Origin of the sequence: Xanthomonas prunicola (assembly GCF_002846205.1) — a bacterium.
GTDB lineage: Bacteria > Pseudomonadota > Gammaproteobacteria > Xanthomonadales > Xanthomonadaceae > Xanthomonas > Xanthomonas prunicola.
In genome coordinates, this window is sequence record NZ_PHKV01000001.1 from 996,951 (window position 1) to 1,021,767 (window position 24,817).

Sequence of the window (24,817 nt, forward strand, 5' to 3'; positions counted from 1 at the left end):
ACCAGAATCGGGTGCCTCAGATGTCATACGTACGTGCATACCTATCGTGGAGGGCGATTGATGCAGACTTCCCGCATTGAGGCAACACAGCAGTCGAAACTTGGGATGGTGCTGAGGGTGACCTCGGGCAACTTCCTCGAGCAGTTCGACTTTTTCCTATTCGGTTTCTACGCAACGCAGATCGCCGCAGCGTTCTTCCCGGCGAGCAACGAATTCGCTTCGTTGATGATGACGTTCGCCGTGTTTGGTGCGGGCTTCTTGATGCGGCCGTTGGGTGCGGTGATCCTGGGCGCCTACATCGACGATGTCGGACGTCGCAAAGGCTTGATCGTCACCTTGGCGATCATGGCCAGCGGTACCGTCCTGATCGTGCTGGTGCCAGGCTACGCCAGCATTGGTTTGTGGGCCCCGGCACTGGTGCTGCTCGGCCGCTTGCTGCAAGGATTCTCGGCCGGTGCCGAAATGGGCGGCGTGTCGGTCTATCTGGCTGAGATGGCGACGCCGGGTCGGCGCGGCTTCTATGCCAGTTGGCAATCGGCCAGCCAGCAGCTTGCCATCGTCGCTGCGGCCGCGATCGGGTTTGCGCTCAATCAGCTCATGGCGTCGCAGGATCTGGCGCAATGGGGCTGGCGGATTCCCTTTGCCATCGGTTGCGTCATCATCCCTTTCATCTTCTTGCTGCGGCGAAGCCTGGAAGAGACTGCGGAGTTTGCGCAGCGCCGGCAGCCGGTCACGATGAAGCAGGTGATGCGTGGGCTGGCGAACAATGCCAGCATCGTGATCGCCGGCGGCTTGATGGTCGCGCTGACGACGACCGCGTTCTATCTGATCACCGTGTACGCACCGACGTTTGGCAAGAGTGTGCTCAAACTCAGCACCGGTGATGCGTTGATCGTGACACTGCTGGTGGGCGTGTCCAATTTCATTTGGCTCCCCATCGGCGGCGCGCTCAGCGACCGCATCGGTCGCAAGCCGCTGCTGGTGACCATGGCGGTGGTGTGCCTGCTGACTGCCTACCCGGTGCTCGCGTTCCTTGCCGCCGCACCGAGCTTTGCGCATATGTTGCAGGCGTTGCTGTGGCTGTCCTTCCTCTATGGCATCTACAACGGCGCCATGATTCCCGCACTCACCGAACTCATGCCGGCACATGTGCGGGTGGCAGGCTTCTCGCTCGCCTACAGCCTGGCGACCGCCGTGTTTGGCGGCTTTACGCCGGTGATGTCCACTTGGCTGATCCATGTCACTGGCGACAAGGCAGCGCCTGGTTACTGGCTGATGTTCGCGTCGGTGTGCGCGCTGGGGGCCACGCTGTTTCTGTATCGCCGCCAAGGCAATCCAGCGACGGCGACCGGCCTGGATTCTGCGGCAGGAGCGACGAAATGATGCGGAGCAGGTGGAAAAAATGGTTGGCTGCGATCATTGCAACGGTTTTGCTGTCCACAGCGGCGGGCGCACAGGAGTTGACCGTGATGACCTCCGGCGGTTTCACGGCCGCCTTCGATCGCCTGGCGCCGCAATACACCAAGCAGACCGGGGTGAAGGTCACCACGCTGCTCGGTCCTTCAATGGGCGAGACGCCACAAGCGATTCCCAACCGGCTCGCCCATGGGGAGCATGCCGATGTGGTGATCATGGTCGGTAGCGCGCTGCAGAAGCTGATCGACACAGGCCTGGTAGACCCGGCATCGCGGGTGGAACTGGCCGACTCCAGAATCGGCATGGTGGTGCGCAGCGGTGCACCCAAACCGCAGATCGACAGCGTCGACCACTTCAAACAGACGTTGCTGCACGCCGATTCGGTGGCCTACTCCGACAGCGCCAGCGGCGTCTACATCGAGACCACGCTGTTCAAGCAGTTGCATATCGAAGGCCCGATGATGGCCAAGAGCAAGAAGATCCCGCGCATCCCGGTGGGCACGGTGGTAGCCGATGGCAGCTATCAGCTCGGCTTTCAGCAGGTGGCCGAACTGCTTCCGGTGGCAGGCGTGGATTTTGTCGGCAAGATTCCCGAACCGCTGCAGTCGATCACGCGCTATGCGGCGGGTGTTCCGGTCAACGCGGAGCATCCGGAGGCGGCCAAGCGCCTGCTTGCGTACCTGCAGTCGGGTGATGCGCAGGCAGTTGCGCGCGTGACTGGTCTGGACCCGGTCTCACCCTGAGCGTGCGGGCATCCGTCGCACCAGTTCCGCCAGTTCCAGCGCGGTAGGTGTCAGCGTACGTCCGCGACGTTTGAGGATTCCCACGTTGCGCGACACCTCTGGCTCGACCAGCGGCACCGTCGCCAGCACCGGATGCGGGCCGGACGGCATTGCGATCGACGGCACGGCGGCAATGCCGACGCCGGCCTCCACCAATCCCAGCAACGTGGTGACATGCCGGGTCTCGCAGATGCTCGGCTTGTCCGGCGTGAATGCAGACAGCGCCCGATCCAGCACCAGACGATTGCCCGATGTCTTGTCGAGCGTGATGTAGTCGTAACCGTACGCTTCCTGCCAGCTGACCTGTGCGCGCCCGGACAAGGGATGGTCTTGGCGGCAGGCAATCACATAGCGCTCTTGCAGCAACGGTTCGAACTCGACCTCCGGCGCCAGGTTGCCACTGAAGCTGACGCCGAAATCCGCTTCGCCGGAGGCCACTGCCGCACTGACGTGACTGGCGCTGCCATCGAACAGCCTGATGCGGATCTTCGGAAACAGCTGATGCAGCCCGTGGATCGCCTGGGGCATGAAGTAGTACGCCGCCGATGGCACACAGGCTACGGTCACCGTGCCCATCCTGCTGGAGCCTGCATCGCCAATGCTCATCAGCGCCATATCCAGATCGTCGAGCATGCGCTCGACCTGGGGCATGAACGCCTGGCCGACGGTGGTGAGCGAGACCTTGCGCGTGGTGCGCTCGAACAGCTTGACGTTCAACGCCGACTCGAGCTTGTCGATCCTGCGACTCAGCGCCGGCTGCGTGATGCGAATACGTTCGGCAGCGCGGCGAAAGCTGCCGTTCTCGGCAACCGCACGGAACGCCTGCAGATCGTTGAGGTCGAATTTGATGGTCACGATGCCGCAGCTTCAGTGGTCGATGGCGGTCGCACTAGCATAGACCCTTGCCTGCTGCGCCGCGTGTGGCGCTGAGAGCGTCATTGCATGCGGGTGTCGTGCGTGCGTGTGACTTGGCAAGCGCCGCCACTGACATCGAACGCGACGCAGCGCCACACCCTGCAAGGCACTGCCTTGTGCGATGGCGCTGCATCGACCATTCGGACGATCAGGCAAGGATGCCGGATAACCAGGCTCACGCTCCCTCCCCGCGCCGCGGCACAGTGGCTGGCAACACGCACCACGCCACTAACGGGAGACATCACGCATGCATCAGCCACGCTCACTGGACCACTACCGCCTGCTCGGCCGCTCCGGCCTGCGCGTCTGCCCACTGGCGCTGGGCACCATGACCTTCGGTGAAGCATGGGGCTGGGGCGCCGACGCGGGCGAAGCCCAGCGCATCTTCGATGCCTACGCCGATCGCGGCGGCAATTTCATCGACACTGCGGTGAACTACACCAACGGCGGCTCCGAACGCATCCTCGGCGAGTTGCTCAAGGACCGTCGCGAACGCTTCGTGCTGGCCACCAAATTCACCATGGCGCGCGATGCGGACAATATCAATTCCGGCGGCAATCATCGCCTGAACCTGATCCGCTCGGTGGAAACCAGCCTGCGCCAGCTCGCCACCGACCGGATCGACCTGCTGTATTTGCACGCCTGGGATTTCACCACCGCACCGGACGAAGTGATGCGTGGGCTGGAGCATCTGGTGCAATCGGGCAAGGTGCTCTACCTGGGCATCTGCAATACGCCGGCCTGGCGCGTGGCGCAATTGCAGACCCTGGCCGATCTGCGCGGCTGGTCGCCGCTGGTGGCGCTGCAGATCGAGTACAGCCTGGTCGAGCGCAGCGTCGAACATGAGCTGCTGCCGATGGCGCGCGAACTCGGCCTGGGTGTATTGCCGTGGTCGCCGTTGGGTGGGGGCATCCTCACCGGCAAGTACAGCCACGCCGATCTCTCCGACGACAATGCGGCGGAGGTGTCGCGCAGCCGCAAGGGCGTGATCGCCTCGACCGGGCATCTCACTGCGCGCTCGCTGGAGATTGCCGAGGTGGTCGGAGCGGTCGCCGATGAACTGGGCGCGTCGCGCTCGCAGGTGGCGCTGGCCTGGACCCTGCGCAACCCGGCCGTGGTTTCGCCGGTGATGGGCGCACGCACGTTGCAACAGGCCGAAGACAACTTCGGTGCGCTGGAGATCGTGCTCAGCGACGACCAGATCGCGCGCCTGGATGCCGTCAGCGCAGTGCCGCCGATTTTCCCAGAACGCTTCATCGGCAGGCCGATGGCGCAGCAGTTGATCTACGGCACCCATCACGTGCAGCTGCGCACCTGATTCCCTCGGAGTCCTCATGACCAGACCCTCAGCCATCGCGGCGGCAGCGCTGCTTGTGACCGCATCGTTCACAGGCAACGCCGGCGCCATACCGAAAGACACTGCATCCACAGACACCTGTGCAGAGCAACCGGTGCCCGCCTGCAACACGCGTATCGTCGAAGCGGCGTTTGCGCAGTGGCAGGCCGGCGGCAGCGGCATCTTCGAGACACTGCTGTCGCCCGACGTGGTGTGGACCATCGAAGGCTCTGGCCCGAGTGCCGGCACCTTGCGTGGTCGCGACGCGTTGGTCGACACCGCGGTGCGGCCGCTGACCGAGCGCCTGGCCGCGCCACTGCGGCCAGTGCAGCAACGCGTCTGGGCCGATGGCGAGCACGTCATCGTGCAATGGGAAGGCGCAGCCACGCTGCGCGATGGCGGCAGCTATCGCAATCGCTACGCATGGATCATGCGGATGCGCGATGGCAAGGCGGTCGAGGTCAATGCGTTCCTCGACCTGCCCGCCTACGACGCCCTGCTGCAGCGTGGCTACCGCCAAATGCAACGCAGGGCCAGCCCATGAGCGACATGCCGATGAAAGCCGCCGTTGCGGTGGCGCTTGGCGCAGGCTCGGCGCTCGCCTGTCCGGCCGTGGCAGCTGCGCAGCCCTCCAGCGCCCCTACCACCGTATCGCCACAGCAACCAGGACATCCCATGCACGCGCATCCCTATCTCGGCATGTGGGTCACCGGCGACGGACGGATTCGGCAGGAATTACTGCCGAACGGCCGCTACGACGAAGCCCGCGGCACACGCCAAAGCGCCTACCAAGGCCGTTACGCGATCACCGGCAATCACATCGCGTATTGGGACGACACCGGATTCACCGCCGATGGACGCTTCGTCAACGACGACGAGCTGCATCACGGCGGCATGGTGTTCTATCGGCAGCCGCCGGCGTAGAGCGACTAAGAGCGGCTACCAACATGTAGCGAGCAGTCGTCAGGCGGGCGTGGACGGCGCGCTCAGAACCGCAGCGTGCGAGCGGTCCATGCCGATTCCGAGCGCCGGCCGCGCCCGCCTGGCGGTGCGCGCAGTCGTTTCGTTGGCTGCTCTAAAAAATACTGTTCGCCAGGATTGATAGCCGCTCTTAATGCGCGGCCGTACTCCCGGCATCCGTTGTGTGTGGTGCGGGCTGCAGGCCGCAATGCACAGCAACCAATCGCTCCAACCCTGGATCAACCCTCGCCTTCCGGCTCCAGCGCCTTGACCAATACCGCAGCCTGGGTGCGGCTGTAGCAGTCGAGCTTTTTCAGGATTGCGGTCACGTGCACCTTGACGGTGTTCTCGGCCAGGCCCAGTTCGTGTGCGATCTGCTTGTTGAGCAGGCCATCGGCCAGGCTCAGCAACACACGGAACTGTTGCGGCGTGAGCTGAGCGAGTTTGGAGGCCAGTTGCGCATCCGCCTCGGAGCGCTCGGCGGTCATTGGCGGGAACCAGGTACCGCCCTCCAGGACACTCGCCACTGCGGCGCCGATCGATTCGGCCGGGGTGGATTTGGGAATGAAACCGGCCGCACCAAACTGCTGCGCACGCCGGATCACCCGCGGATGATCGTTGGAGGAGATCACCACCACCGGGATGTCCGGGTGCTCGCCACGCACATGCAACAGCGCCGAAAAACCGCGAGCGCCCGGCATGGCCAGATCCAGCAGCACCAACTCTGCCTGCGGGTGCGAACGCAACATCGCGCTCAAGGTGGCAGCGCTGGAAGCCTCCACCACATTGGCATGCGGCAAGGTCTGCTGCAGCACATGGATCACGGCAGCGCGAAACAGCGGGTGGTCGTCGGCGACGAGAATGGTGAGATCGGCCATGCGCCAAGTCTGGCACATGGCCGCCGCCGATGCCTTGCCCTCGCGTGTTATGCACGTTGAGATGAGATGCGTTGGCCGTCAGCGGTGCGGAGCGGGTGCTGCATGGCGCCGGCTTGGCTGGCGCCAAGGCAAGCCGCGCAGCGCGCGCTCCGTGCCGCTGACGGCCAACCCTCCGGGAAGCACCCTGTGGCGCGCCGATAACGCGTTGCGCGCCTTGTCCAGGCGGCCAGCCTGGGCCGCAGCGCACGCCTTGTCTCGACGCGCCACAGCACGCTTCGCACTCACCTCAAAGTACATAACACGCTCTAACGCGGCGGCTGCGTGCTCGCACGCCAGGCATCCAGAAACTGGCGGCGTTTGAGTTTGTCCAGATACACCAGCAGACCGGGGCCGAGCGGGATCGGGCGGAACGGTGGTTGCGCCGAACCGCCGCGGCCACCGGCGGCCGGCAGGATCGGCATCAGCCGCGCCTCACGCGAAAGCACCTGCTGGCCGCGCGGCGAGAGAAGATAGTCGAGAAATCTGCGCGCCTCCAGCGCATGCGGCGCAGTCTTGGGGATCACCGCGGTGCGTAGCGCCACCAACGTGTAGTCCTGCGGCTGCACGATGCCCAGCGGCGCGCCGGCATCGATGCGGGCCTGCGCGTAGGAGCCGAGCACGTTGTAGGCCAGCAGCAACTCGCCACGGCTGACGCGGTCGAGCAAGGTGCCGGTGCGCTCTTCCAACGCAACCCGGTTGGCCCCCAACGCAGCCAGCAACGCACCGGCGATGCTGCCCACCTGCCCGTCCTGGGTGGCGAACAGATACCCCACGCCGCTGCGTTCGACATCGTAGGTGCCCACCTTGCCACGCAGCGGTGCATCGGGCGCGCGCAACAACGCCAGCAATTGCCGGCGCGTGTGCGGCACGCGGGTGGCATCCAGCTTGCGGGTGTTGTAGACGATGGCAACCGGTTCGTAGCTGATGCCGAAGACTTCATGGCGCCATTGCGCCCATGCCGGCAATGCTTCGGTCTGTGCGGACCGATGCGCCAGCGCGTGACCATCGTTCACCAGCTTGGTCTGCAGATCCATGCTGGCGCTGATCAGCATGTCTGCCTTGATCGCATTCCGGGCAGGGTGCACGTAGTGATCGTAGATATCCCAGGCAATGACGTCTTCGTAGATCACCTCGGTACCGGGATGCAGACGTTGGTAGTCCTGAATGACTGCACCGAAGACTTCCAGATCGGTGGAGCCCTGCACGCGCAACTGCACACGCACGGGGCCCTGTGCAGGGAAGCGACGCACCTCGCCGGGCTCTGCGCAGGCGATGCCATGGATTAGAAGCAATACCAGCATCCAGATCAGCCGCATCACGCAGTTCCTCCGGGAAAATGCAGCGACGCGATCAAGCCGCCGCCGATACGGTTGGCCAGATCGATCCGCCCGCCATGCGCTTCCACCACGCGCTTGACGATGGCCAGCCCCAGCCCGGCGCCGCCGGCAGGCGCATCCGGCCCACGGACGAAACGCTCGAAGACGCGCTCGGCTTCGGCAGCCGGAATGCCCGGGCCGTGATCGGCGATGGTCAGCACGTGATGGTTGCCGTCGCTGGTGAGCGCCACTTGCAGCGGTGCACAGGCGCCATATTTGCAAGCATTGTCGATCAGGTTTTTCAGCGCCTCGCGCAATAGCAAGGCATCGCCACGCAGCAGCGCCGGCTGCGGGTCGATCGCCAGTTGCACGCGCGGCGCGCCCTCGTTGCGCGGCAGCGCTTCGTACAGGGCCTGATGCAACACTTCGGCCAGGTCCACGGTGGCAAAGCGCTGCAGGTTGGAGCGATGGATCACGCTGGCATCGCTGAGCAATTGGTTGAGCAGCCGGCTCATGTGGCTAGCATTGCGCTCGATCGCCACCAGGCTGCGTTGCATCTCGCGCGGGTCGTCGTCGTCCATCGCCAGCTGCGCCTGCGCACGCAAAGCCGCCAAAGGCGTGCGCATCTGGTGCGCGGCCTCGGCCATGAACGCGCGCAGGGTTTCATTGCTGGTCGATAGCCGCGCCATGAAACGGTTGAGGGCAGTCACCATCAACTGCATTTCTTGCGGTGCCGGCACGTTGAGCGGTTTGAGGTCGGAGGGTTCGCGCCGCGACAGATCGCCTTCGATGCGCTGCAACGGCCGCAACGCGCGGTACACGCCCAGCCACACCAGGCCCAGTGCCAGCAGCGACAGCACCCCGATCGCGACCAAGGCGTTGAGCACCACATCGCGTGCCACGGCATCGCGTGCGCGCCGGGTCTGGCCCACCTGCACGCGTACCTCACCCTGCTCCGACGCCGACGCCACCCGATGCATCACCACCGCAAAGCGCACCGGTTCGCCGCTGTACTGCGCATCGAACAACAGCGGCCGCTCGTCGCGCGGCGAGCGCGGCGGCAGCGGCAGCGTGTCCTCGCCGGTGATGGTGCGGCCCTGCGCGTCGAACACGCGATAGAAGACGCGGTCTTCCGGCGCCATGCCGAGCAGATCCAGCGACGCGTATGGCAAATCCACCTGCCAATCGCCGCCGACCAACGCCACGCTGTCGATGATCGACAAGGCCGAGGACACCAGCAGATGATCGTAGGAGCGATTGGCCGCGCGCTCGCCGTAGTCGCGCGCGGCAAAGAACAGCACCACCGCACCCAGCAGCGACAGGCTGCCTAGATACAGCAGCAAGGTGCGCCGGATCGACGGTGCCACCGTCAGCGGCTCAGCCATCGATGCCTGGCTCCATCGGCGCATGTGGGTCGGCTTCTTCGAGTTTGTAGCCGGCGCCACGCACGGTCACGATGCGCAACGGTGCCGCGGCCAGTTTGCGTCGCAGCCGCCCGACATACAGCTCGATCGCATTGGGGCCGGCATCGTCGTCGAAGCCGAACAAGCCGTTGCCGATCTCGTCCTTGCCGACCACTTGCCCGAGGCGACCGATCAGGATTTCGAACAGGCGATATTCGCGATTGGGTAGCTCGATCGGCACGCCGTCCAGCATCAGCGTGTGCGCGGCGTTGTCGAACACGAAGCCGCCGATCTGCACCACCTCGCTGGCCTGGCCGCGATTACGCCGCAGCAACACGCGGCAACGCGCCTCGAACTCGCGAAAGTCGAACGGCTTGCCCAGGTAGTCGTCCGCACCGACATCCAGCGCCTGCACGCGGTCTTCGATGCCATCGCGTGCGGTCAACATCAACACCGGCGTGGTGTCGCCCCGCTCGCGCATGCCGGCCAGCACCCGCAACCCATCGAGCTTGGGCAACCCGATATCCAGCACCACCAGATCAAAGCTTTGATACCGCAACACACTCGCCGCCGCCAACCCATCGGCCTGCCAATCCACCGCATGCCCGCTACGGCGCATGCGCCGCACGATGGCATCGGCGAGATCGGCGTTGTCTTCGACTAGGAGCAGGCGCATGAGGCGGGGAATGGTGAATGGGGGATGGGGAATCGGAACAGCGGTTGGCCGCGGCCGGAAGGTAACAGTCCTCGCGGATAAAAGCTCTTAACGCTCTTGCGATTCCCCATTCCCGACTCCCCATTCTCAAGCCACGACAGGTCCATGACAGCTTCCCAGGAATAGGCTGCTGCCAACGCGCCGCGGCGGTTGTGCGGTGCATCGTCAACGTGATTCACACATGTACCTGGGAGGGTCTGTGAGCAACGACACTTTGCGTCTGCGTGCCTTCGGCGCCTGCGCGGCGATCTGCCTGGCACCAACGGCATATGCAGCCGATGAAGCCAGCCCGGTCACTGCCGAAATCGGCGGGCGTGTGCATTGGGACTTCACCGTATTCGGCAATGACGACCGCGGTGCGCCCGAACGCAACGACACCCAGTTCCGCCGCGTGTGGCTGGATGTGTCCGGCAAGTTCTACGGGTTCAATTACAAGGCCGAGGCAGATTTCGCCGGCCTGCAGTACGAAGCCGGTAGCCGCGGCATCCTGGCACGCGATGTCTATATCGCCAAGAAATTTTCGGCCGGCACGCTGACCGTTGGCCAGTTCAAGCAGTACTTCTCGCTGGACGATCGCACCGGCTCCAACTACGGCCCGTTTCTGGAACGCGGCTACGCCTCGACCACGCTGGCGCCGATCTACCGCAAAGCCATTTCGTGGCAGGCCAATCGCCCGGATGCAACCTGGTCCACGTCGGCCTACAGCCTGGAAAGCATCGACAATTCGTCGACCAAGGGCGGTGCGCTCGGTACGCGTCTGACCTATGCACCGGACATGGGCGAGGCGCGCTTGCGTCACCTAGGTCTGTCGCTGGCGCACGAGCGCTATTCGCATCCCGGTAGTGGTGGCGCGGCATCGCTGCTGATCCGCCCGCGTCCGGAAAACGATCTGGCCAACAACAGCCGCATCACCCTGGCGCGCTTTGCCGATGGCCGCGATACCGATTTCGACAAATGGTCACTGGAATATGCCGAAGTGCTCGGCCCATGGTCGTGGCAGAGCGAATTCAGTGGCGGCCTGCTCGACGACGGCGCGCAGCATGCCAAGGTGCTGGCCAGCTACGGGTTGGTCAGCTGGTTCGTCACCGGCGAATCGCGCGGTTACGACCGCAAGACCGGCCGCTTCAGCCGCATCGCCACCCCCAACCGCCCCTCCGGTGCGTTCGAGCTGGCACTGCGCTACGACTACATGCGCGGCGACCAGCATCTGGATGGGCAACCAGACTTCATGAATGCCAGCACGCAGTCGTGGACGCTGGGCGGCAACTGGTATTTCAAACCTAACCTGCGCGTGATGCTCAACCTGATCGACAGCCACAACCGAAATCGTCTCTCCGACGCAGTGGTCGATCACACGCGGGCGGTCACCGGCCGCTTTCAATACGATTTCTGATGTGCAGCTGCATCGCACCGGTCATCAGAAATATTGATGTGCGCACGTCGTTCGCGCGCACTGGTGCGATCACGCGCAACGCGTTGTCTGCGCCAAGTAGCGTGCGTGCAGTAGCAACCGCACGCCTGCCTGGTCATCGCTGCACACCCTGTGTGGCGATGCGCTTCACTCTCCCCCTGCTGTACGCCTCAAAGGATTCGCCCGCATGCTGACCGCGCTCGGTTTCGGAATGGTGATCACCTTCATGTACTTGATCATGAGCAAGCGGCTGTCGCCGCTGGTGGCTCTGATCACGGTGCCGATCGTGTTCGCGCTGCTGGGCGGCTTCGGCACCGGCATCAACGAGATGATGCTCGAGGGCATCAAGAAGATCGCGCCCACCGGCGTGATGCTGATGTTCGCCATCCTGTATTTCGGGGTGATGATCGATGCCGGGCTGTTCGACCCATTGGTCGGCCGCATCCTGCGTCTGGTCAAGGGCGACCCGCTCAAGATCGTGATGGGCACGGCGATCCTGGCGCTGCTGATCTCGCTCGACGGCGACGGCTCCACCACGTACATGATCACCGTCTCTGCGATGTTGCCGCTGTACCAGCGCCTGGGCATGAACGCGCTCAACCTGACCTGCGTGACCATCCTGTCCAGCGGCGTGATGAACCTGACCCCATGGGGCGGCCCGACCGCCCGCGCCGCGACGGCGTTGCATGTGGATCCTGCCGATGTGTTCGTGCCGTTGGTGCCGGCCATGGTGTTGGCAATCGCCGGCATCCTCACGCTGGCCTGGTATCTGGGCATGCGCGAACGGCGCCGCCTGGGCGTGGTGCGCCTGCCGGCCGACGGCAACTGGCTGGACACCAGCATCCCCGAAGACAACGACGCCCTGCCGCGCGTTGAAGACACCGAGGACATGAAGCGGCCGAAGTTGCTGTGGGTGAATCTGCTGTTGACGTTGGCCTTGATGGGCGCGCTGGTGAAGGGCGTGCTGCCGATGCCGGTGTTGTTCATGATCGGCTTCGCGCTGGCACTGATGATCAATTACCCGAATCTGGCCGAGCAGCGCCGCCGCTTGGTCAATCACGCCGGCAACGTGTTGTCGGTGGTATCGCTGATTTTCGCCGCGGGTATCTTCACCGGCATCTTGTCCAACACCGGCATGGTCGAAGCGATGTCGCGCAGTTTTCTGGCTGTCATTCCCGACAGCTGGGGCCCCTATCTGGCGGTGATCACGGCGATCGTCAGCATGCCGTTTACGTTCTTCATGTCTAACGACGCATTCTATTTCGGCGTGCTGCCGATCCTGTCCGAAGCCGCAGGCCACTACGGCATCACCCCGGTGGAAATGGCCCGCGCTTCGCTCGCCGGCCAGCCGGTGCACCTGCTCAGCCCCTTGGTGCCATCGACCTATCTGCTGGTCGGTTTGGCCAAGGTCGACTTTGCCGACCATCAACGCTTCACGCTCAAGTGGGCGGTGCTGATTTCGATGTTGATGCTGGCCGGCGGATTGTTGTTTGGCTTGTTTCCGTTGGCGCGCTGACAGCTTCCGGGATTTGGCATTCGGGATTGGAGATTCGCAAAAGCCAATACCGATGCCCGCTCTTGCAAACCCCGTTATCCCCAATCCCGAATCCCCAACTCCGAAGGAGTTACACCCAATGACTCTCCGCATCGCATACGTCACCAGTGGCATGGGCAGTGTCGGCACCGCGATCTGCCAGAAACTGGCGCGCAGCGGGCATACCGTGGTTGCCGGTTGCGGGCCCAATTCGCCGCGCAAGGCGGCGTGGTTGCGCGAGCAGCGCGAGCTGGGCTTCGATTTCGTGGCCTCCGAAGGCAATGCTGCCGATTGGGAGTCCACCGTCGCCGCGTTCGCCAAGGTCAAGGCCGAAGTCGGCGAGATCGATGTGCTGGTGAACAATGCCGGCGGCAGCCGCGACACCTTGTTTCGGCAGATGACACGCGACGATTGGAATGCGGTGATCGCCAGCAACCTGCACTCTTTGTTCAACATCACCAAGCAGGTGGTCGATGGCATGACGTCGCGCAGCTGGGGACGCATCGTCAACATCGGCTCGGTCAGCGCGCACAAGGGCCAGATCGGGCAGATCAATTTCGCCACTGCCAAGGCGGCGATGCACGGCTTCAGTCGCGCGTTGGCGCAAGAGGTCGCCTCGCGCGGGGTCACCGTCAACACCATCTCGCCGGGCTATATCGCCAGCGCCTCGATCAGCAGCTTTCCCCCGGATGTGCTCGATCGCCTGGCCACCTCGGTGCCGGTGCGCCGGCTCGGCAAACCCATCGAAGTTGCCGGCCTGTGTGCCTGGCTTGCGTCTGATGAGGCTGCCTATGTCACCGGCGCCGATTACGCGGTCAATGGCGGGCTCTACATGGGCTGAGCTGCCGGCACGGCTGCGCAATTGCTGCCATGCAGTGACGTCATGTGCCACGCATGCCACGTCACGCGCGCATCAACGCGTGCCGGACTTGCGCAGCCGGCGTGCCTGCAGACCCAGGGCGCGCATCAAGCCGCAGCACCCACGCGCAGCTGCGCGCAAGCGGCCGCCACCGCGCGAACAACCCGCCTCTAGTGCGAACTGATTACACTCTGGCTTTTCCGCAGCGCGCTGCCATGGCCAAACCTTCAGAACGCACCACGCTCACTGCCCGCCCGCAGATGGCCGACATTGCCCGCATGGCAGGCGTGTCCGAGTCCACCGTGTCGCGCGCCCTGGCAGGCAGCCCGGTCGTGGCAGAACGCACGCGTGCCTACATCAAGCAGATTGCTGCCGATGCCGGCTACCAGGTCGACCCGGTGGCACGCAGCCTGCGCGCCAAACGCTCCAACACGGTGAGCGTGGCGGTACCGATGATGCATGCGCTGGATCAGCCGCTCTCGGACCCGTTCCTGATGACCATGCTGGCGCTACTGGCAGAAGAACTCACCGGGCGCGGCTACAGCATGCTGCTCTCCAAACTGGACCGGCATCAGGACGGCTGGGTGGAACAACTTGCGCGCGGCAGCCGCTCCGACGGCGTCATCGTGCTCGGGCAAAGTTCCGAACATGCCGCGCTGGATGCGGCCGCACGCGACGGCCTGCCGATGGCGGTGTGGGGCAGCCGGATCGATGGGCAGTCGTACATCAGCGTGGGCAGCGACAATTTCCAGGGCGGCGTGCTGGCGACCGAACATCTCATCGCCAGCGGCCGCCAGCGCATCGCCTTCCTCGGCGATGACCAGTTGCCCGAGGTGGCGCCGCGCTTTGCCGGCTACCGCCACGCGCTGGAACGGCACGGGCTGGAATTCGATACGCGGCTGCACGCGCGCAGCCATTTCGTCAGCGAAGATGCTTACCGCCTCACCCGCGCGATGCTCAAGAAGGCCGATCCGCCCGATGGCTTGTTTGCTGCCTCGGACGTGATCGCCGTGGGCGCGATCCGCGCACTGGTCGAGGCCGGCCACCGCGTACCGCAGGACATCTCGCTGGTGGGCTTCGACGATATCCCGCTGGCTGCCTACAGCCAGCCGCCATTGACCACCGTGCAGCAAGATCTGGGTCTGGCCGCGCGGCTCCTGGTGGACCGCCTGCTGGCGCTGATTGCCGGCGAGCCGGTGCAATCGGTCGAGATGCCGGTGAAGCTGGTGGTGCGCGAGTCGGCGTGAAGCGGGATTGGGCAGTCGGAATTGGGGGGTCGTAAGAGCGTGCATCTGGGCGTGGCACGTCTGTCTCTCGACTGACGACGTCCTCGTCGTCGGCACCGACGACGACGCGCCGAACGGCTACGCCAACACTGCCTTGGGCTTACGCAAGCGCACGCACAGCATCGCCACTGCGGCTGCCAGCATCAGCCCGCCGGCCAGGCGGATCACGTTGCGCGGGTCGCCGTGCAGCAGGCGGTCGTAATACAGCGGCAAGGTGACGATCTGGATCAGCATCGGCAGCACGATGAACAGGTTGAACAAGCCCATGTACACGCCAGTGCGCTCGGGCGGGATGCTGTCGGCCAGCATCAGGTAGGGGTTGCCCATCATGCTGGCCCAGGCCAGGCCGATGCCGATCATTGGCAGCAACATCAGCCAACGGCTCTCGATCCCCGGCAGCAGCCACATGCCGATGCCGGCGGCGACCAGGCAGGCCGCATGCGTGTACTTGGGGCCGAAGCGGCGCACCACCGGCACCATCGCAAATGCCGCCAGGAACGCGACGAAATTGTAGAAACCGCCGATCTGCCCATTGACCAGGCCGGCCTCGCGGAAACCATGCGAGGTGGCGTCGGTGGTGCCGAACAACGTGGTCGACAGCGACAGCACGATGTACTGCCAATAGCAAAAGATCCCGTACCACTGGAACAGCATCACCGGCGCCAACTGGCGCATGGTCGGTGGCATCTGGCGCAACGCGCTGCCGATTTCGCGCACGGTTGCTCCCAGGCCAGCGCCGGTCTGGCGCATGCGTGCGATCTCCGCTGGCGGGATCGCCGGCTCGCGCACACTGCGCGCCGTGAGCAGAATCGATGCAGCGGAAAAACCCGCGCCGATCACGAACGCGGCGATGGTGACGTAAGGAATATGGTGCGCATTGGCGGCGTCCTGATTCATGCCCATCCATACCAGCAGCGGCGGCGTGAGGTAGGCCAACGTCTGCGCCAGGCCGGTAAACGCGCTTTGGGTGAGATAGCCCAGCGGCCGCTGCGGCGGTGCCAGCACGTCGCTCACCAGCGCACGGTAAGGCTCCATGGCCACGTTGTTGGCTGCATCCAGCATCCACAGCAGGCACACCGCCATCCACAGCGCGGTACTGAATGGCATCGCCAGCAGGCACAGGCTGCATACCAGCGCGCCCAGCACCATGTACGGCATGCGCCGGCCCCAACGCGTGACCGAGCGGTCGCTCCAGGCTCCCACGAACGGCTGCAGCACCAGGCCGGTGATCGGCCCGGCCAGCCACAGGTACGGCAGGTTGGCGTGGTCGGCGCCCAGATAGTTGTAGATCGGGCTCATGTTGCTCTGCTGCAGCCCAAAGCTGTACTGCACGCCGAAAAATCCGGCATTGAGCGCCAGGATGCGCGCGAAAGAGAGCGGAGGAACGGTCGACGACATGCAGAGCCCTGGGCATCGGTGCGGCTCCCAGTGGCCGCAGCGCACTGTACCCTGCCGGCATTGCAATCGATTGTAACGCTGCGCCGCAACACATCGACGCACTTTATGTCTTTGGCTTATTCACTCGGTCCACATGTTGCACTGCAAGATTGCAATCGATTGTAGTGCAGCGTATTACTGCGCTCGCACTGCAGGCCACACGGCCACTCCCTGGGAGGGGACGATGCAGGCGTCGGCACACCACCATCCGTGAGAGAGAGAATCGCAATGTCCACCTTGCACACCCTGCGCCTGCATGCCCTGGCCTGTGCGGTCGTTTCCTGCCTGTGCGCGCCTGCCGCGCTGGCCCAGGACACCGCCGCCGCTGCGCCGGCCACGCCGCCGGCTGCCGACAGCGCCGCGGTCAACCTGGATTCGGTGTTCGTCACCGGCACCTCCACCGCCACCACCAAGCTGAAATCCAGCGTCTCGGTCAGCACCGTCGGCGCCGAGGCGATCGAACAATCGGCGCCACGCAGTACCGCAGAAATCTTCCGCAACATTCCCGGCATTCGCTCCGAATCCAGCGGTGGCGAAGGCAATGCCAACATCGCCGTGCGCGGCTTGCCGGTGGCCTCCGGTGGCGCCAAGTTCCTGCAGCTGCAGGAAGACGGCCTGCCGGTCATGGAGTTCGGCGATATCGCCTTCGGCAACTCCGACATTTTCCTGCGCTCGGATTTCACCCTGGACCGCATCGAGGCCATCCGCGGCGGTTCGGCGTCCACCTTCACCAGCAATGCGCCCGGCGGCATCATCAACTTCATCAGCAAGACCGGTGACACTGCAGGCGGCAGCGTCGGCGTGAGCCGCGGTCTGGACTACGACAACACCCGCATCGATTTCGATTACGGCGCACCGTTCGCCGAGCAGTGGCAGTTCAATATCGGCGGCTTCTTTCGCCAGGGCGACGGCATTCGCGACGCCGGCTACGGCACCGACAAGGGTGGCCAGCTCAAGGCCAACCTGACCCGCCTGTTCGACAACGGGTATGTCCGCTTGTACGGCAAATACCTCAACGACCGCGCCGCCGGCTACCTGCCAGTGCCAACCTCGGTGCGCGGCAGCGACGGCTCCCCCGACCTGGGCCGCCTGCCCGGCTTCGATCCCGGCCGCGACACCTTGTACAGCCCGAATTTCCGCAGCGACATCGGCCTGGACGGCAACAACGGGCCACGCAGCACCAACCTCAGCGATGGCATGCATCCCATCTCGCGCACGCTGGGCGCCGAAGCCTGGTTCGACCTCGGCAATGGCTGGAACCTGAGCGAGAAATTCCGCATCGCCGACAACAGTGGCCGCTTCGTCAGCCCCTTCCCGGTCGAAGTCAGCGACGCTGCGACGTTGGCGGCCGCCATTGGTGGCAGCGGCGCGCAACTGATCCAGGCCACCGGCCCGCAGGTTGGCCAGGCCTACTCCGGATTGGCCGTGCGCACGCACTTGTTCAACGTGGCGATCAACGACCTGGGCAACGTGGTCAACGACCTGAGCGTCTCGCGCGAATTCGGTGGCGATGGCCGCACGTTGAATCTGCGCATGGGCTATTACACCTCGCGCCAGACCATCGACATGGACTGGACCTGGGATTCGTACGTGCAGAGCCTGGGCCGCGAGTCGCGCCTGCTCAATGTCGTCGACGCCAACGGCACTTCGCTGTCGCGTGGCGGCCTGTACGCGTACGGCACGCCGTTCTGGGGCGACTGCTGTGTCACCCGCAGCTACGACGTGCGTTACGACGTCAACGCCCCCTATGTTGCGCTCACCTTCGACAGCGGCAAGTTCAGCGTCGACGGCAGCCTGCGTTACGACATGGGCGATGCGCGCGGCAGCTACAACGGCACTGCCATCGCGCAGAATCTGGATGTCAACGGCGATGGCGTGATCCAGCCGGTGGAACAACGCGTATCCACCGTCGACACCGCCAACTCGCGTCCGGTGAAATACGACTGGAACTACTTGTCGTACTCGTTGGGCGGCAATTACTTGATCAACGACGACCTGGGTGCCTTTGCACGCATCAGCCGCGGCGCACGCGCCAACGCAGACCGGCTGTTGTTCGGCGTGGTCCGCGACGACGGGTCGGTGTCTTCCAATGAAGGCGTCAACGTGGTGCGCCAGGCCGAGGCCGGCCTGAAATGGCGCCGCGACGGGCTGAGCCTGTTCGCCACCGCGTTCTCTGCACGCACCCAGGAACAAAACTTCGAAATCACCAGCCAGCGTTTCTTCAACCGCAGCTACCAAGCGCATGGTGTGGAGCTGGAAGCCAGCTACCGCTACCAAGGTTTCACCGTCAACGGTGGCCTGACCTGGACCGATGCAGAAATCGCGCGGGACCAGATCACCCCGGAAAACACCGGCAATGTGCCGCGTCGGCAGGCCGATGTGGTGTGGCAGCTGACACCCAGCTATCGCGGCGATCACTACCTGTTTGGCGTGAACCTGATCGGCACCACCGATGCCTACACGCAGGATTCCAATCAGTTGAAGATGCCCGGCTACACGCAGGTGAACCTGTTCGGCGACTACCGCGTGACCGATGCACTCACTGTCGCACTCAACGTCAACAACCTGTTCAACACCTTTGGCCTGACCGAAGCCGAAGAAGCGACCATTCCGGCCAATGGCATCATCCGCGCGCGTTCGATTGCCGGCCGCACCACCAGCATCAGCCTGCGTTACGACTTCTAAGGACCCCGCGCCGGGTCCTGCCCGGCGGCTTCCAATGAGCACCTCCCCGATCGATTCCACTGCACTGCGCGCGGCCTTCGCCGCGCCGCTGGATCCGCAACGCGCCGCAATTGTGATGGCGCGCTACGACCAGCACGCACCGCGTTTACTGGTTGCCTTGCAGACGCTGTATGGCCAGCGTACCGACTATGCGACGTGGTTGACGCAGTGGCTGGGCGCGCTGGGCGATCTCGCCCGGCAACGCCCGCAAGCGTTGCAAACGCTCGACAGCACACGACACGCCGGCTGGTTCGGTGCGCAGCACATGCTTGGCTACAGCGCTTACGCAGACCGCTTTGCCGGCACGCTGCAAGGCGTGGCCGAGCGCGTGCCGTATCTGCAGGAACTCGGGGTGCGTTATCTGCATCTGCTGCCCTTCCTGCGCGCACGGGCCGGCGACAATGATGGCGGCTTTGCGGTCAGCGATTACGGCCAAGTGGAGCCCACGCTGGGCACCAACGACGATCTGGTCGCACTCACCAGCCGCCTGCGCGAGGCTGACATCAGCCTGTGCGCGGACTTCGTGCTCAACCACACCGCCGACGATCACGCCTGGGCACTGGCCGCGCGCGCCGGCGATGCACGTTATCTGGATTACTACCATCACTTTGCCGACCGCACCCTGCCCGACCAGTACGAAAGTAGCTTGGGGCAGGTGTTTCCGCACACTGCGCCCGGCAACTTCACCTGGGTGGACGATACCGGGCAGTGGATGTGGACCACGTTCTATCCGTATCAATGGGATTTGAACTGGAGCAATCCTGCCGTCTTCGGCGACATGGCGCTGGCGATGTTGCGGCTGGCCAATCTGGGCGTGGAAGCATTCCGCCTGGATTCCACTGCCTATCTGTGGAAGCGCACCGGCACCGATTGCATGAACCAGCCCGAGGCGCACACCTTGCTGGTGGCGTTGCGCGCGGTCACCGATATCATCGCCCCGGCAGTGGTCATGAAGGCCGAGGCGATCGTGCCGATGACGCAACTGCCGCCGTATTTCGGCAGCGGCGCGGACCAAGGCCACGAATGCCATCTGGCGTACCACAGCACGTTGATGGCGGCCGGATGGTCGGCACTGGCATTGCAACGCGGCGATATCCTGCACAACGTCATTGCGCACAGCCCGCCGTTGCCGCGTGATTGTGCATGGCTGAGTTATGTGCGTTGCCACGACGATATCGGCTGGAATGTGCTGCAGCACGAAGCCTCGGGCAGTACGGCGCAACCGCCGTTTTCGCTGCGTCATGTGGCACGTTTCTATGCCAATGACGTGCCGGGCAGCTACGCGCGCGGCGAGAGTTTCCAGAGCAGCGGCGACGGCGTGCATGGCACCAACGGCATGGCAGCGGCACTGGCAGGCATCCAGGCCGCGCAGGAGGCAGGCGATGCGGCGGCGTTGGCGGTTGCGGTGAATCGGCTGGTGCTGCTGTATGCCATCGCGCTTGCCATGCCAGGTGTGCCGCTGATCTACATGGGCGACGAATTGGCGATGGTCAATGACCCCGGCTACCGCGACGATCCCCATCGCCAGCATGAAGGCCGTTGGTTGCATCGGCCGGCGATGGATTGGCAGCTTGCTGCGCAACGGCACGATGCACAGAGCTTGAGCGGCACGGTGTACCGCCGTTTGCGTGGATTGATCCAGCAGCGTGCCGCGTTAGACGCGTTGGCTGCAGACCAGGCACTGGGCAGCGTCGCGCTGAATGATCCCCGCCTGTTCGCGTTGACGCGTGGTGACCGCTTTGTCGCAGTGCATAACTTCAGCGATCAGTCGCTTGAGGTGGAGCTTGCGGCGATCGGTGATGGATGGAAGCTGTTGGCGATCGGCGATGATGCGGATAACGCGGCATCGCGTGATGGCGTATCGCTTGTGCTTCCGGCTTACGGCGTGCGTTGGTTGCAGCGCGGTGCCTAGAGCGTGTGAAGCACTTTGAGATGAGATGCGTTGGCCGTCAGCGGCACGGAGCGGGCGCCAAGGCAAGCCGCGCGGCGCCTGCTCCGTGCCGCTGACGGCCAACCCTCCGGGAAGCGCGCTGTGGCGCGCCGATACCGCGTTGCGCGCCTTACCCAGGCGGCCACCTGGGCCGCAGCGCACGCCTTGTCTCGACGCGCCACAGCACGCTTCGCACTCACCTCAAAGTACATAACACGCTCTAATGCGTGCACCTGGTGCTGGGTGGCGGTAATTTGCGGCGGTGTCTGGTAAGAGCGGCTAACAAAACGTAGCGAGCAGCCGTCAGGTGGGCGCGGACGGCGCGCAGGAACCCGAGTGTACGAGTGAGTGGTACATGCCGATTCCGAGCACCGGCCGCGCCCGCCTGGCGGCTGCGCAGTAGTTTTGTTAGCTGCTCTAAATCGCACCTCACCCCAATCACCGCTCCGCATCCCGGCACGCGCGCCAGTGGCGTGCGTGCCGGGCTTGGCTCGCTCATGGAAGGAACGTTTGCAGGATCAGTAGCCCTGCAAGATCAGCGCTTCGCCAATTCGAGCAAGGTTTCTGCGGTCTTCTCCGACGAAGCCGGGTTCTGGCCCGTGACCAGGGTGCCGTCGGTGACCACGTGCACGCCCCAATCCGCGCCCTTTTCGTACTTGCCGCCGAGTTCGGTCAGCACGTCTTCAACCAGGAACGGCACGATCTTGGTCAGGCCCACGCCCTCTTCTTCGCCATTGGTGAAGCCGGTGACGCGGCGGCCACTGACCAGCGGCTTGCCGTCGCTGCCCTTGACCCGACGCAGCGCGCCCGGTGCATGGCAAACCAGGCCGTGCGGCTTGTTGGCCTTGGCGAATGCTTCGATCAGCGCGATGGAATCCGCATCTTCGGCCAGATCCCACAGCGGGCCGTGACCGCCCGGGTAGAACAGCACATCGAAATCGCCAGCGTTGATGTCGGCCAGGCGGTGCGTGCTTCCCAGCGCCTTCTGCGCATCCGGGTCCTGCTTGAAGCGCTTGGTGGCGTCGGTCTGCGCGTCGGGTTCGTCGCTCTTGGGGTCCAGCGGCGGCTGGCCACCCTTGGGCGAGACCAGGGTGATGTCCGCACCCGCATCCTTGAACACATAATACGGCGCAGCGAATTCTTCCAGCCAGAAGCCGGTCTTCTTACCCGTATCGCCGAGCTGGTCGTGGGACGTCAGCACCATTAGAACTTTCATCGCGTTGCCTCGTGTCGTGGCCCGATTGGGCAAGGCGGCCAGTGTGCAATTCAGTCCGTTGCAGCCTCGTGTAGAGCACGTGGCGAGCACCTAATTTATTCATAAATGAATTAGTTTCGTCGCGATGCGGTGAAGCTGCGCGCCGCGGCTTGCCTCACACATTCATTGCCGGCGGCTGCAGCTGGTCCATGCGGATGCGGTTGGCGAACAACGAGAACGCCAGCATGCCGGCCAGCCCGCTGACGCGGCTCACCCACGGCGGCAGCCAGCGTGGGGCGACCAGGACGCCGCTGTCGAACAACGGTGCAAAGCGCGCCACATCGCCAAGCGCCATCTTGCCGGCGAACAGGTAGCGGCAGAGCTGCAGCTGGTCGCGCTGCAATGAGTGGCGGAAGAAGGTATGCACCGCCACCAGGCCACGCAGATACACGGTGTCCTTGGTGAAGGCGCCGCCCCCACTGGTCGGCACGCCGCGGAACACGCGCTGCGCCGATGAAAAACTTTCTGCAGCGCTCTGCCCGCCTGCGGTGAAATAGCGGAAGACCTCGATGAAATCCGCACCCGAGCGCGCCATCGCAATCGCTTCGATGCGCAGGCTGATGCGCTTCATGCGTTCGATATCGATGCTGCCGGTGATCTGCTCGGCGAATGTGGCCAAGCCCTCCTGCGTGGCGGTCGTGCGCGGCGAGGAAATTCCCAGGCTAGGCAGATGTACCTGCGCGCGCCCGTTGAGCGCAGTCAGCGAATGCACCAGCGCTTCGTGATGGAACAACTGCGCGCGGTCGTAATCGCTGAACGTCGCACCGGTGCGCAAGCGGATACGGTGCGCGCCGGCAGCCGCCTTGGCGAGCAGATCCGGGTCGAGCACGACGGTGATCACGCGCCCTTCGAAGAACGCATCCAGGTCGTTCTGCAACTGCATGCGCAATGCCGTCGCCGACACCGGCACCTGCTCTTCCGGCGCCATCAGCTCGCGATCCAGTTCCTGCGCGATCTGGATGAAATGCCGTGCTGCTTCGCGCGTGCTTGGCCCGTTGCCCGGCATCGGATCGTCGGGCACGCCGAACAACTGCGCCGAGTAATCGCTGACCGCGCGGGTGCCCAACGATTCCAGCAAACCGGCCGCAAGACTCCAGCTATGCGCCGAATCGATCAGGTACGCGCCCAGCGGATGATGCGGATCGGCGTCCTTGGCGATGGCGGCCAGTTCGCGCCGGGTGTCGCCGAACTCCAGCGTTGGGTAATCGACCTGCGGCAATTCCGGCTGCCCGCGCGCCACACTCTGCAGAAACGGCTCCTGCAGCGAGCGCGGCCAACTCGCCAGGGCGAGCAGGCGCACACCGCGCACGGCCTTGACCAGGCGCGCATCCAGCGCCGCGTGGTGGACGATGTCCGGCGGCCCCTTGCGCGCTGGCATCAGCGCCGTCCGGAACGATCGACGCTGGCCGGCCGCTTGCCCGAGCCCTTGCCACGGGCGTTCTGGGCGACGCGGATGGCGAGCTTTTCGGCCGCAGCGGTCACTTCCACGCGCAGCTTCATGTAATTGGCCACCCGCTCCGGATCCAGCTCGCCGGCCTCGATTGCTGCCCGCACCGCACAGCCGGGCTCGGCGATATGCGCACAGTCGTTGAAGCGGCACTGTGCCGCCAACGCCTCCACATCCGAAAAACCGCCTTCAGCAAGATCCTCTTCGCCGGTCGGTTTGAGCTCGCGCATGCCGGGCGTATCGATCAGGCAGGCACCGGACGGCAACGGAATCAACGCACGGTGGGTGGTGGTATGCCGACCGCGCGAATCGTTCTCGCGCACCGCATTGGTCTTCATCCTCTGCGTGCCGAGCAAGGTATTGGTCAGCGTCGACTTGCCGGCACCGGACGAGCCCACCAGCACCGCGGTACGGCCATCGCCCAGCCACGGCCGCAACGCCGCCACGCTTTCCGGATCCTTGGCATTGACCGCACGCAGCGGGATGTTCTGCGCTTCCAGTTCCTCCAGCACCGCCAATGCGTCCTCGGCGTACTCGGTCTGATCGGCCTTGGTCAGCACCACCACCGGCTGCGCACCGCCACCGCCTACCAACAGCAGATAGCGCTCGATGCGGCGCGGATTGAAGTCCGCATCCAGCCCGCACACGATGAACACCGTATCGATATTGGCCGCAATCACCTGCTGGTGGTAATGCTCGCCGGCCGCCCCGCGCTTGATCGAGGTGCGCCGCGCCAGCAACGCCACAATGCGCTTGCCCTCCATCAACACCCAATCGCCCACCGCCGCCCGCTCATGGCTCGGGAACCGCGGCCGCTGCCACTCCGGCAGCGACTCGGCCTTGAGACTGGCCTCCGGCGTATCGGCCACCACATAGCCGGTGCGGTGCTGTTCCACCACCCGCGCCGGCATCGCCTGCGGATGCGCGGCGAACACCGCCTGCCAAGCCGCCTCTTCGGGCGGCCCGGGCCAGGGCCAGCCGATGGATTGGAGGGTGGGGTAATCAGGGGATGCGTTGCTCATGGGGCGATTCTAGCTGGCCGGCCGCAGCGGCTTGTGCAATCCGGTCCTGCCACGCGGCTCACATGCCCCTATTGACATCGTTGCCGATGCAAGCATATCCGCCTGTCATATTTCCGATACCATGCCAAGCCTCACGCCTACCACCGGCCCGT

At 64.6% G+C, this 24,817-nt stretch carries 20 protein-coding genes and 2 other RNA genes; 11 read left to right on the forward strand and 11 right to left on the reverse strand.

All coding sequences use genetic code 11. From position 1 onward, the window contains the following. The first annotated feature begins 33 nt into the window (after positions 1 to 33). Positions 34 to 1,383, forward strand: a complete 1,350-nt coding sequence (gene tcuC, locus XpruCFBP8353_RS04355; RefSeq protein WP_101362063.1) for an MFS transporter — start codon at positions 34 to 36, stop codon at positions 1,381 to 1,383. Beyond that, positions 1,380 to 2,159, forward strand: a complete 780-nt coding sequence (locus tag XpruCFBP8353_RS04360) for a substrate-binding domain-containing protein (RefSeq protein ID WP_101362064.1) — start codon at positions 1,380 to 1,382, stop codon at positions 2,157 to 2,159. The genes tcuC and XpruCFBP8353_RS04360 overlap by 4 nt, the downstream gene beginning before the upstream one ends. Here the strand turns inward: XpruCFBP8353_RS04360 and XpruCFBP8353_RS04365 are convergent. Beyond that, positions 2,151 to 3,053, reverse strand: coding sequence for a LysR family transcriptional regulator (locus XpruCFBP8353_RS04365; RefSeq protein WP_101362065.1), 903 nt, complete (start codon positions 3,051 to 3,053; stop codon positions 2,151 to 2,153). The genes XpruCFBP8353_RS04360 and XpruCFBP8353_RS04365 overlap by 9 nt on opposite strands. 307 nt (positions 3,054 to 3,360) lie before the next feature. Between XpruCFBP8353_RS04365 and XpruCFBP8353_RS04370 the strand changes: the two genes are divergently transcribed. Genes XpruCFBP8353_RS04370 through XpruCFBP8353_RS04380 form a run of 3 tightly spaced genes read left to right on the forward strand, consistent with a single transcriptional unit; the run spans position 3,361 to position 5,373 of the window. Then, positions 3,361 to 4,431 (forward strand): aldo/keto reductase, encoded by a 1,071-nt coding sequence (locus tag XpruCFBP8353_RS04370; protein ID WP_101362066.1) that lies wholly within the window; start codon positions 3,361 to 3,363, stop codon positions 4,429 to 4,431. A gap of 16 nt (positions 4,432 to 4,447) precedes the next feature. Next, complete coding sequence (locus XpruCFBP8353_RS04375) at positions 4,448 to 4,993, forward strand: nuclear transport factor 2 family protein (protein WP_101362067.1); 546 nt, start codon at positions 4,448 to 4,450, stop codon at positions 4,991 to 4,993. Between the two features lie 11 nt (positions 4,994 to 5,004). After that, positions 5,005 to 5,373 (forward strand): Atu4866 domain-containing protein, encoded by a 369-nt coding sequence (locus XpruCFBP8353_RS04380; protein WP_101362475.1) that lies wholly within the window; start codon positions 5,005 to 5,007, stop codon positions 5,371 to 5,373. A gap of 13 nt (positions 5,374 to 5,386) precedes the next feature. On the opposite strand, the gene XpruCFBP8353_RS04385 is transcribed toward XpruCFBP8353_RS04380, so the two are convergent. From XpruCFBP8353_RS04385 to XpruCFBP8353_RS04405, 5 genes are all read right to left on the reverse strand, one after another. Beyond that, positions 5,387 to 5,463, reverse strand: a non-coding RNA gene (locus XpruCFBP8353_RS04385) — sX9 sRNA. Positions 5,464 to 5,648: 185 nt separating this feature from the next. After that, on the reverse strand, positions 5,649 to 6,287 hold the full coding sequence (locus XpruCFBP8353_RS04390; RefSeq protein WP_101362068.1) for a response regulator transcription factor: 639 nt from the start codon (positions 6,285 to 6,287) through the stop codon (positions 5,649 to 5,651). 305 nt (positions 6,288 to 6,592) lie between these two features. After that, the gene (locus XpruCFBP8353_RS04395) at positions 6,593 to 7,642 is read right to left on the reverse strand and encodes an ABC transporter substrate-binding protein (RefSeq protein ID WP_101362069.1); all 1,050 of its coding nucleotides are present in this window, start codon (positions 7,640 to 7,642) and stop codon (positions 6,593 to 6,595) included. Next, positions 7,642 to 9,027, reverse strand: a complete 1,386-nt coding sequence (locus tag XpruCFBP8353_RS04400) for a sensor histidine kinase (protein ID WP_101362070.1) — start codon at positions 9,025 to 9,027, stop codon at positions 7,642 to 7,644. Before XpruCFBP8353_RS04400 ends, XpruCFBP8353_RS04395 begins: the two co-directional genes overlap by 1 nt. Continuing rightward, positions 9,020 to 9,721, reverse strand: a complete 702-nt coding sequence (locus XpruCFBP8353_RS04405; protein ID WP_101362071.1) for a response regulator transcription factor — start codon at positions 9,719 to 9,721, stop codon at positions 9,020 to 9,022. Before XpruCFBP8353_RS04405 ends, XpruCFBP8353_RS04400 begins: the two co-directional genes overlap by 8 nt. 238 nt (positions 9,722 to 9,959) lie before the next feature. Between XpruCFBP8353_RS04405 and XpruCFBP8353_RS04410 the strand changes: the two genes are divergently transcribed. From XpruCFBP8353_RS04410 to XpruCFBP8353_RS04430, 4 genes are all read left to right on the forward strand, one after another. Further along, entirely contained in the window at positions 9,960 to 11,153 is a 1,194-nt protein-coding gene (locus tag XpruCFBP8353_RS04410; protein ID WP_101362072.1) for an OprO/OprP family phosphate-selective porin, read from the forward strand. 205 nt (positions 11,154 to 11,358) lie between these two features. Then, positions 11,359 to 12,687, forward strand: a complete 1,329-nt coding sequence (locus XpruCFBP8353_RS04420) for a CitMHS family transporter (protein WP_101362074.1) — start codon at positions 11,359 to 11,361, stop codon at positions 12,685 to 12,687. Positions 12,688 to 12,805: 118 nt separating this feature from the next. Continuing rightward, positions 12,806 to 13,546 carry an acetoacetyl-CoA reductase gene (gene phbB / locus XpruCFBP8353_RS04425; protein ID WP_101362075.1) on the forward strand — a complete coding sequence of 247 codons (741 nt, stop codon included), beginning with the start codon at positions 12,806 to 12,808 and terminating at the stop codon, positions 13,544 to 13,546. A 233-nt stretch (positions 13,547 to 13,779) separates the two neighbouring features. Then, positions 13,780 to 14,811: a LacI family DNA-binding transcriptional regulator gene (locus XpruCFBP8353_RS04430; RefSeq protein WP_101362076.1), complete on the forward strand. Its 1,032-nt coding sequence runs from the start codon at positions 13,780 to 13,782 to the stop codon at positions 14,809 to 14,811. A 117-nt stretch (positions 14,812 to 14,928) separates the two neighbouring features. On the opposite strand, the gene XpruCFBP8353_RS04435 is transcribed toward XpruCFBP8353_RS04430, so the two are convergent. Next, on the reverse strand, positions 14,929 to 16,248 hold the full coding sequence (locus XpruCFBP8353_RS04435) for an MFS transporter (protein ID WP_101362077.1): 1,320 nt from the start codon (positions 16,246 to 16,248) through the stop codon (positions 14,929 to 14,931). Positions 16,249 to 16,515: 267 nt separating this feature from the next. On the opposite strand from XpruCFBP8353_RS04435, the gene XpruCFBP8353_RS04440 reads away from it, so the two are divergent. Both XpruCFBP8353_RS04440 and XpruCFBP8353_RS04445 read left to right on the forward strand, forming a co-directional pair. Continuing rightward, positions 16,516 to 18,972, forward strand: a complete 2,457-nt coding sequence (locus tag XpruCFBP8353_RS04440; protein WP_162300939.1) for a TonB-dependent receptor domain-containing protein — start codon at positions 16,516 to 16,518, stop codon at positions 18,970 to 18,972. 34 nt (positions 18,973 to 19,006) lie between these two features. Next, positions 19,007 to 20,923, forward strand: coding sequence for an alpha-amylase family protein (locus XpruCFBP8353_RS04445; RefSeq protein WP_101362079.1), 1,917 nt, complete (start codon positions 19,007 to 19,009; stop codon positions 20,921 to 20,923). Between the two features lie 295 nt (positions 20,924 to 21,218). Here XpruCFBP8353_RS04445 and XpruCFBP8353_RS04455 read toward each other — a convergent pair. The 4 genes from XpruCFBP8353_RS04455 to rsgA form a co-directional block, all read right to left on the reverse strand. Continuing rightward, positions 21,219 to 21,298, reverse strand: a non-coding RNA gene (locus tag XpruCFBP8353_RS04455) — sX9 sRNA. A gap of 178 nt (positions 21,299 to 21,476) precedes the next feature. Next, positions 21,477 to 22,157, reverse strand: coding sequence for a type 1 glutamine amidotransferase domain-containing protein (locus tag XpruCFBP8353_RS04460; RefSeq protein WP_101362080.1), 681 nt, complete (start codon positions 22,155 to 22,157; stop codon positions 21,477 to 21,479). Between the two features lie 154 nt (positions 22,158 to 22,311). Continuing rightward, on the reverse strand, positions 22,312 to 23,574 hold the full coding sequence (locus tag XpruCFBP8353_RS04465) for a flavohemoglobin expression-modulating QEGLA motif protein (protein WP_101362081.1): 1,263 nt from the start codon (positions 23,572 to 23,574) through the stop codon (positions 22,312 to 22,314). Further along, positions 23,574 to 24,665 carry a ribosome small subunit-dependent GTPase A gene (rsgA, locus tag XpruCFBP8353_RS04470; protein WP_101362082.1) on the reverse strand — a complete coding sequence of 364 codons (1,092 nt, stop codon included), beginning with the start codon at positions 24,663 to 24,665 and terminating at the stop codon, positions 23,574 to 23,576. The genes XpruCFBP8353_RS04465 and rsgA overlap by 1 nt, the downstream gene beginning before the upstream one ends. Positions 24,666 to 24,817 lie beyond the last annotated feature (152 nt).